Origin of the sequence: Sediminimonas sp. (genome assembly GCF_024637375.1) — a bacterium.
GTDB lineage: Bacteria > Pseudomonadota > Alphaproteobacteria > Rhodobacterales > Rhodobacteraceae > Sediminimonas.
The window spans coordinates 72,480-81,046 of sequence record NZ_JAGXFK010000046.1 but is presented as its reverse complement, the minus strand read 5'-3'; the positions used below and the strand labels follow the sequence as shown (position 1 = coordinate 81,046).

Annotated in this window: 6 protein-coding genes and 1 pseudogene; 2 read left to right on the top strand and 5 right to left on the bottom strand. The window is 63.8% G+C overall.

Annotation, left to right across the window (positions count from 1 at the left end; translation table 11 throughout):
• Positions 1–559: 559 nt before the first annotated feature.
• Both Q0L89_RS07425 and Q0L89_RS07420 read left to right on the top strand, forming a co-directional pair.
• Positions 560–1,141 (top strand): annotated as a pseudogene (locus tag Q0L89_RS07425) (transposase); the annotation flags it as partial.
• Positions 1,142–1,475: 334 nt separating this feature from the next.
• Entirely contained in the window at positions 1,476–3,374 is a 1,899-nt protein-coding gene (locus tag Q0L89_RS07420; RefSeq protein WP_296763520.1) for an ice-binding family protein, read from the top strand.
• A gap of 561 nt (positions 3,375–3,935) precedes the next feature.
• Here the strand turns inward: Q0L89_RS07420 and Q0L89_RS07415 are convergent.
• The 5 genes from Q0L89_RS07415 to Q0L89_RS07395 form a co-directional block, all read right to left on the bottom strand.
• The gene (locus tag Q0L89_RS07415) at positions 3,936–4,985 is read right to left on the bottom strand and encodes a permease (RefSeq protein WP_296763519.1); all 1,050 of its coding nucleotides are present in this window, start codon (positions 4,983–4,985) and stop codon (positions 3,936–3,938) included.
• A 50-nt stretch (positions 4,986–5,035) separates the two neighbouring features.
• Entirely contained in the window at positions 5,036–5,353 is a 318-nt protein-coding gene (locus Q0L89_RS07410; RefSeq protein WP_296763518.1) for a metalloregulator ArsR/SmtB family transcription factor, read from the bottom strand.
• Between the two features lie 76 nt (positions 5,354–5,429).
• Entirely contained in the window at positions 5,430–6,701 is a 1,272-nt protein-coding gene (gene arsJ / locus Q0L89_RS07405; RefSeq protein ID WP_296763517.1) for an organoarsenical effux MFS transporter ArsJ, read from the bottom strand.
• Complete coding sequence (locus Q0L89_RS07400; RefSeq protein WP_296763516.1) at positions 6,698–7,696, bottom strand: ArsJ-associated glyceraldehyde-3-phosphate dehydrogenase; 999 nt, start codon at positions 7,694–7,696, stop codon at positions 6,698–6,700. Before Q0L89_RS07400 ends, arsJ begins: the two co-directional genes overlap by 4 nt.
• Complete coding sequence (locus tag Q0L89_RS07395) at positions 7,693–8,538, bottom strand: helix-turn-helix domain-containing protein (protein ID WP_296763515.1); 846 nt, start codon at positions 8,536–8,538, stop codon at positions 7,693–7,695. The genes Q0L89_RS07400 and Q0L89_RS07395 overlap by 4 nt, the downstream gene beginning before the upstream one ends.
• Positions 8,539–8,567: the final 29 nt, after the last annotated feature.

The window sequence follows — 8,567 nt, the reverse complement described above, 5'->3', positions numbered from 1 at the left end:
TGTCGGCGCAGGGCAAATGGCGCAAACTCGACGGCCAAAACCGCCTGCCCGAAATCATCGAAGGGGTTGAGTTCCGCGACGGGCTCCGCCACGTTCAAACCGCCGCCTGATGCAGCGTCACCAACTTCTGCGCATATCTCCTCACGTGGAGGCTCGTATTTCTGGTTGATGGGCATTGCGTATCTCCTGGTGTGACTGCCGGGAGATGGGTTCAGAAGCAGCTCCGCAAAAACTGCGATATGGCCCGTTCAGGTGGACGATCTATCCACAAGAAGTGTCAAACCGCCCGCAATGATGGCGACACCGAAAATTGTGCCTGCACTGCAATCGTACCCGCGGAAAGAAAACCCGCTCTGCCGGCGATCTTTTCCGAAACGATTGCAGGGAAACCCGTACTTATGGCTCCCGGCGGCGGTCAAGGCCTTGAGCTTGTGGGAAGAAGTGGCCAAAGAACGTATTGGAACGTCAAGAACCATGAGAACCCCCTGCAGGGTGGCTTTTACGGCTGCCGCGGATCCGAGGCCCGCAGACGGCGGCTTTGCCTTTTCAATGTGGTACGATACCCGCCAACAACGTCCTGCGTGAGAAGATCGCACATCAGTTGACCCGCCCCGTTGGGCGGCCGTCAAAGACCAAGGTGAAGCGGTTCTACGAGGACTTCCAGTATCAGGCGCAGAGCTGGGACAAGCCACGCCGCGTGATTGCCAAGATCGAGTGGCATCCGGGCGAACTGTTCCCCAAGGTCGGCTTCATCGTCAGCAACCTGCCGATGGAGCCGGATTGGGTGATGCGGTTCTACAACCAGCGCGGCACGGCCGAGCAGCACATCAAGGAAGGCAAATACGCCTTCCACTGGACACGGCTGTCGTGCAGGCGGTTCCGCGACAACGAGGTCCGGCTGCAACTGCACGCGCTGGCCTACAATCTGGCCACTTTCCTGCGGTGCATCGAACTACCCGAGGAAATGGCCGACTGGTCGCTCACCAGCCTACAACTCAAGCTGATCAAGATCGGGGCCCGCGTTGTGCGTCACGCCCGCGCCATTACCTTCCAGCTGGCCGAGGTTGCGGTCACAGGCCCGATGGTGCGCGCCATCCTCGCCGCCATTCACCGACTGCGAGCGCCACCGTCATGCGCGTGATCGCGATCCAGACCCAAACTGAACGAAAACGGCGGGACAGGTCTGTCCGCCGCGCTGAAAAACGTCGCCACCAAGCCGAGAAGATGCGGGTTCGTGGCCCGATCCGCCCAGTTTCAGCCGTTGGCGCGACCGCAGACGGCGCTCGGTGCAGGGAAAAATTGCCTCGCCGGCTGAATCATGCGACATTGACGTCAGAAGGCAGACCACTTGGGGTTTGTCGGGTAGTAAAGAGTGGCGCAAGATGGTAGACGATCGCGGCGTTAGGAGACGGTGCTCAAGGTCCAATTCAATCCGTAAGGTTGGCGGTTCTGTGCTTGCCGCAGCCGCCCTGAGCATGGCCCAAGTCGGCGAGGGCGCCGCGCAAGATTTGCAAAGTTTCGCCGTGATTGCCGGCCAGTCGCTGACCAACACCGGCCCCACCACGATCAATGGCAACATCGCGGTCAGCCCGGGGACCTCTTACACCGGCTCGGCCAGCGTGACGCAGACCGGAGACGCGTTCATCGGCGATGCCGTGGCCGTGCGTGTCCAGGATGATCTGACCACGCTTTACAACGCGCTGGCAGGACGTCCGACCTCACCTGGGGGCAATTTGACAGGGCAGGACCTTGGCGGCATGACGCTGTCTCCAGGCGTCTACAATTTTGACACATCGGCGTTGATTTCGGCGGGTAAGACATTGACGCTCGATGGTGGCGGCGATCCGAATGCGGTTTTCATCTTCAATATCGGATCAACGCTGACGGCAGGAAGCGGCGCCAACGTGTTGCTCCAGAACGGGGCACAGGGTGGCAACGTGTTCTATCGGATCGGCAGTTCCGCGACTCTGGATACGTCGGCCGACTTGGTGGGCCAGATTGTGGCGCTGACCAGTGCCACAATGAACACGTCTGCCACGCTCGGCTGCGGTGCCGTCTACGCGCGCAATGGATCGGTGACGCTTGACACCAATACCATCGGGATTTGCACCTTGGCGGCGCCGGACCTTGATGATGCCATCGACGAGTCGCTGCTTACAGAAGCCGAGCGCGCCATTGCCGAAACCTTGTCGGATTATGTGGCAGATGGTGGCGTGCTGCCAATCGGGATTGCCATTCTCGCAGCCACTCAGACACCAGAAGAATTGGCCGCAAGTCTCGCTCAGATCTCCGGAGAGGTGTCGACTGGGATAGCCCCGATGCAGACGCAGTCTATGGATGCGTTCCTTGACGTGGTTACGAGATCAGGTCGCAATCGGCGCGTTCAGGTTGCGCGCCCTCCACGCGATGAGGGGGTTCCGGCAGGTCTGGTGGTGCGCGATGAGGTCGCCACTGGTGGGAAGTATGGGAAGTATGGATCGGATGAACCGACCCGGGCCGCGCAACCGCTGGCATATTCGACGCCTTTGGTCCCCCAGTTGCGTCCCTGGGACGCTTGGGTGTCTGGCTACGGCTCTCACAGCGTGACCGATGGTAACGCCAGCATTGGTCAGCACAAGCGAACATCGGATAACAGCGGGTTTGCCGCAGGCCTGAATTTCTGGCCGAACAACAATCTGGATTTCGGCATCGCGGTGTCCGTCAATGAGGCTGATTTCGCTCTGAGCAATGGGTTCGGATCCGGCACCAGCGACACGGTTTTTGTTGCGTTTCGTGGACGTGCTTCGTCTGAACGGGCATACGTGGAAGGCACCTTGGCCTACGGGGACAGCGACATCACCACCGACCGCACGGTGACGATCGCAGGAACTGACCGGCTTATCGGCGAGACGACGGGGAACACCACAGCGGCGCATGTCGAAGCGGGCTACCACATGGGAATCTTCACGCCGTTTGCGGGTCTGCGCGCGCAGTCCACCACAATCTCAGCCTATTCAGAGAAGGCCGTGTCGGGCTCATCAAGCTATGCGCTGCGCTTTGAAAAACACACCACAACATCGCTTCGCAGTGAACTGGGCGTAGAGATGCAGTGGTCCACAGCCCGTGACGAACGCGGAACGGCGGCGTTTGGGTTCCGCGCGGCCTGGGCGCATGAGTTCGCGTCGAATGAACCGAGCGATAGATCGCTGCTGACCACCCCCGGCGTGACGTTTCCCGTGTCCGGGGCGACCGTTGACAGAGATTCCCTGTTATTGGCGGCAAACGCCGAGTGGACCGCTTCAAACGGCGTGTACATTGATGGGGCGATCAATGCGGAATACTCCGGTACGTCGCAAGACGCCGGCGGGTCGCTCACGGTCGGCTATCGCTGGTAGAGCAGCGGATAGTTCCGGTTTTGCAACTCACTGCTCATTCAGCACAGTCCATCGACATTCGGTCACCGCGAGAAACCGGCATAAATTAACCTTCGTCAGCTCGAGCCCAACTAAACACAGATTCATAGGTCAAGCTCTCTGATCTTGCCCCCATTTCACCGGACACTCAGGCGGTTGCGTTTTGAGCTGCGATGAACTCGCGGGGCGAGCGCCATTTCAGCCCTGAGTGCGGATGGTTCTCCAACCCGGCGATCCGGGCCACCGGGGTGCTTTACCTGACCATTAACGTCACCGGGTTCGACCTGGCGACGGTGGCCTGGCTGCATGTCGTGGTGACCTATGCGATGGCGATTCTCGTGGTGATCCATGTCTACATGGCCACCACCGGCGAAACGGTCACCGCCTACCTCAAGGCGATGATCACCGGCTACGAATGGGGTCAGCGTCGAGGAAACCCGCGACCGCGCCGGCAGATGACGACGGCGCGCCGGAGCCGATCCGGCGCGCCGCGTGGGTGGGCGTGCATGCGGGCGGGCGGGCGTGCAATGCCGTCGCCCCGGTTCAGGACAGCGTCCAGAGCTGGAACAGCAACCCCGCGGCGAAGGCGCCCGATAGCGACAGCGCGAGGTACAGCATGAAGACGCGCGGCTTGACCAGGGCCCAGACGGCGATGGCAGCAGGTAGCGATGTCACGCCCCCGGCGACGAGAAACGCGAGTCCCGCGCCATGTGCCATGCCCTGCTCGATCAACCCGCCAACCAGCGGCAGCGCGGCATAGCCGTTGAGGTAGGCCGGCACCCCCACCAGGGTGCCCAGCGCAATCGGCGCCAGCCCCGTGCCACCCAGCACCGCGGTCACCGTCTCGGCCGGCACGAAGGCCAGCATCAGGCTTTCCAGCAGGAAGGCCAACGTCAGCCACTTGGCCAGGAACAGCGTCACGCTCAAAGCTTCGCGGCCGAACCTGGCGCGCCGGTCGGCGTGCTGCCAGAAGCGCCAGACCACCGGCTTGGGCGCGCGCACCTTGCCGCCGCCGCAACCGCCATCGCCGATGCCCTCGCGCAACGGCTCCGACAGCCCGCCGGCCCGGCCCAGAAAATGCACCGTCCAGCCGCCGAAAAGGCCCAGCCCCACGGCCGCCAGCGTCTTGGCGATGGCGAACTCCAGCCCCAGCACCCCGGTGGTGAGCACGAACATCGACGGGTCCATCACCGGGGAAGCCAGCCAGAACGCCATCACCGCCGACAGCGGCACACCCATGGCCAGCAGGGCGGCGATGAGCGGGATTACCCCGCACGAACAGAATGGCGACAGCCCGCCCGCCAGCGCGGCGAGCCCGATCATCACCGCCGGTGCCCCGGTAAAGGCTCGTGCGATCAGGTTGTCGGCCCCGGTCGCCACCGCCCAGGACGCCACCACGATCGACAGGATCAGGAACGGCGCCGTGTGCAACAGCGATTCAGCCGTGAAGCGCAGGCTCGCCCCGGCCTGGTCGATGTCGAACACCGCCACCACGGCCAGGATCAGTGCCGAGGCCAACCAGACGCGATGGTCGCGCCACAGCGTTCGCAGGAATGCGCCCGGGCGCGACGGGGTCTGCGTGGCATCTGTCATTTCTAAATCTCCGGTTTTCTAGTTTCTATGGGGCAAAAAAGGGGTGGAAGTCAGGCCGCGTCCCCGGACCGGCCCAGATCGAGGCCAACGCAGCACTCCGATGTCAGAAAGCCGATCACCCGCTGCATCGCCGGGTAATCGGCCTTGTTGAATACTTCGCGGCCCTGCTTTTCCTGCACCACGAGCCCCGCGTCCACGAGCGTCGAGAGATGGTGCGCCAGTGTCGAGGGCGCCAGCCCGAGGTGTTCGCCGATTTCGCCAACGCGCAAGCCGTCCTCGCCCGCCTTCACCAGAAGGCGGAAGATCGCAAGCCGGGCATCGTGGCCAAGGGCGGCTAGCGCGCGGGCATGGGGGCTACTGGTTGTCATGGGGTCATATATAACTACAATACTGGTTTTGTAAAGGTTTCTTTTTCGACCGTACCGGCGCGGGCTTGGCCGGGGCTCATGCCGGCGTTGTGTGCGTGTCCCGAAGGCTCAGCCGCCCCGCAGCCAGCGCCGAGGCCGCAACCATTGCCGCCGCCGTCGCCAGCATCAGCGCCAGCCCGCCCGCTTGGTATGTCAGCCCCGACAGCAGCGTGCCCAGCAGCCGCCCGCCGGCGTTCGCCATGTAATAGAATCCCACATCCATCGTCACCCGTTCGTCTCGGGTGAACGCGAGGATCAGGTAGGAGTGCAGCGCGGAATTGATCGCGAAAGTCACGCCGAACGCCAGCAGCCCCGCGACCAGCACGCCGGTCAGCCACGGCGCCGGCCCGGGCGCCGCGAACGCGGCCACCGACAACACCGCGGGCACGACGAACAGCGCCCACGCCCAGCCGCGCGCGACAGAAATCAGCGCCGTCTCGGGGCGGCGGGCGGCGCCCAACAGGCGCGGTGCAAGCGCCTGAACGGCCCCGTAAAGGATGATCCAGGCGGCCATGAAACCGCCCACCATGAAGAACGCCGTGCGGTTACCCTCGTCGGTGCCATCGGACAGAACACCGTAGAAATAGACCGGCAGGCCGACCACGAACCACACGTCGCGCGCGCCAAACAGGAACACCCGCGCGCCCGACAGCCAGTTGATATTGGCGGACTTGGAAAACACTTCCGAGAACTTGGCGCCCTTGCGCCCGCGCGGCAGCCCGGGCGGCATGGCCAGCACCACCGCCACGAGGATCGCCGCCAGCACCATTGCCATACCCAGTACCGCCCAGACGAAGCCGACCCCGGCGAGCAGCGCCGCGCCCAGCAGAAAGCCCACGCCCTTGACCGCGTTCTTGGACCCCGTCAGCGCCGCAACCCAGCGAAACAGCCCGCCATCTTCCCTGGGCGCCAACAGTTTGACCGCCGATTTCGACGACATCTTGGCCAGATCCTTGGCCACGCCCGAAGCGCCCTGAACCGTCATCACGTAGACCACCGACAGGCCGATGGCCCAGCCCGGATCAAGCTGTGCCAGCGCAATCAGCGCCACCACCTGCAGCCCCAGCCCGGTGTAAAGCGTCGAGGTCAGGCCAAACCGTGCCGCGATCCACCCGGCCGACAGGTTGGTGATCATCCCCGCGACCTCGTAGAGAACGAACAGGTAGGCCAGTTGCACCGGGGTAAAGCCCAGCGTGTGAAAATGCAGCAGCACCAGCATCCGCAGCGCGCCATCGGTCAGCATAAACGCCCAGTAGGCCGCCGTGACGGCGATGTAGGCGGACAATCCTTCGGGGCGCGCTGCGCTCACAGCGACGCCCCGACCATGAATGCCACGTCGACCAGCCGGTGGGCATAGCCCATCTCGTTGTCGTACCAGGCGTAAACCTTCACCTGCGTGCCACCCACGACCATGGTCGAGGGTGCGTCGATGATGGCAGAGCGGGTGTCGCCCTCGTAGTCCGCGCTGACCAGTGGCCGCGTCTCGTAGCCGAGGATGCCCTTGAGCGGCCCCTTGGCGGCCGCCTCGAAAAGCGCGTTGACCTCTTCGGCGGTGGTCTCGCGCGCGACCTCGAACACGCAATCGGTAATCGACGCATTGAGCACCGGCACCCGCACCGCGTGGCCGTTCAGCTTGCCGGTCAGTTCGGGGTAGATCAGGGTGATCGCCGTGGCGCTGCCGGTGGTCGTGGGGATCATGCTGTTGAGGGCCGAGCGCGCGCGGCGCAGATCCTTCGCCGGGCGGTCGACGATGGTCTGCGTGTTGGTCACGTCGTGGATCGTGGTGATCGAGCCATGCCTGATCCCGACCCCCTCGAGCAGCACCTTGACGACGGGCGCGAGACAGTTGGTGGTACAGCTTGCCGCCGTCACGATGTCATGCGCCGCCGGATCATAGGTACCGTGGTTCACGCCATAGACGATGTTGGCCGTCGGCCCGTCCTTGACCGGGGCCGAGACGACGACCTTTTTCACGCCGGCATCGAGATATGGCTTCAGCTTAGCCTCGGACTTGAACACGCCTGTGCAGTCGATCACCACATCGACACCCTCCAGCGGCAGATCGGCCAGATCGCGCGTGCCGATGAACGGCAGGCGCACCCCGTCGATGGTGACGCTGTCGGCGTCGTGGCCAAACTCCGCATCCCAACGCCCATGCACGGTGTCGAACTCCAGCAGATGCGCGTGCATGGCCGCATCGCCCACGGCGTCGTTGATCCAGGCGACATGCGCGCCGCGTTCCAGAAGCGGGCGTAGCGCCAGCTTGCCGATCCGTCCGAGGCCATTGATGGCATAAGTGGTCATCGGGCCACCTCGGGGGTTTCGCCAGCCAGGTCATCGACCGCCTTTTGCAGCGAAATACGGTCAAGCGCATCGAACGGTAGCGCCGTGAAGGCGATGATACGATTGCGCAGGGCGCCATAGGCCTGCTGGAAGGCCAACGCCTTCTCGGCGTCTGTACCCTCGGCCTTGACGGGGTCGGGTATGCCCCAGTGGCCGGTGACCGGCTGCCCTTCCCATGCCGGGCACTCCTCGTTGGCGGCCTGGTCGCAGACGGTAAAGACGAAATCCATCACCGGCGCGTCGTCGCCCTGGAACTCGGTCACGTTCTTGGCGCGCAGGCCCGACACGTCATGCCCCTTGGCCCCGAGCACCTCGAGCGCGAACGGGTTGAGTTCGGATTGTGGCCGGGTACCGGCCGACCAGGCGGTGAACCTGTCCTCGGCGATGTCGCGCAGCAGCGTCTCGGCGAAAATGGAACGGGCGGAATTGCCCGAACAGATGAACAGCACGTTGTATTTCCTGTCGGTCATGGCGGTGGCCTTCGGGCTGTGGGGGTTGGGGAAAGGCGCGCACATCTCGGCGCGCCCACGGCAGCAATCGTCGAACAGGAATTCCATGATCTCGGTCGCCGCGCCCGTCTCGGCACGGTAAAGCAGCGACGTGCCCGCGCGCCGCTGGCTGACAAGCCCCACCTGCAAGAGGGCCGACAGGTAGACCGACAACGTCGAGGGCTTGATGCCCAGCGCGCGCCCGATCTCGCCGGCGGCGACAGCGCCCGGAAGGCGCCGCACCAACAACCGGAACACCGCCATGCGCCCGGCATGGCCCAACACGGTGAGACGATCGAGAATCATAGATTCCATATTTCATGGATAATTGAAATATCGCGCGA

Coding starts and splice junctions, on each gene's coding strand:
- Q0L89_RS07395 (WP_296763515.1), bottom strand. CDS start 8,538: ATGGAATCTATGATTCTCGATCGTCTCACCGTGTTGGGCCATGCCGGG.
- Q0L89_RS07415 (WP_296763519.1), bottom strand. CDS start 4,985: ATGACAGATGCCACGCAGACCCCGTCGCGCCCGGGCGCATTCCTGCGA.
- Q0L89_RS07400 (WP_296763516.1), bottom strand. CDS start 7,696: ATGACCACTTATGCCATCAATGGCCTCGGACGGATCGGCAAGCTGGCG.
- Q0L89_RS07420 (WP_296763520.1), top strand. CDS start 1,476: ATGGCCCAAGTCGGCGAGGGCGCCGCGCAAGATTTGCAAAGTTTCGCC.
- Q0L89_RS07410 (WP_296763518.1), bottom strand. CDS start 5,353: ATGACAACCAGTAGCCCCCATGCCCGCGCGCTAGCCGCCCTTGGCCAC.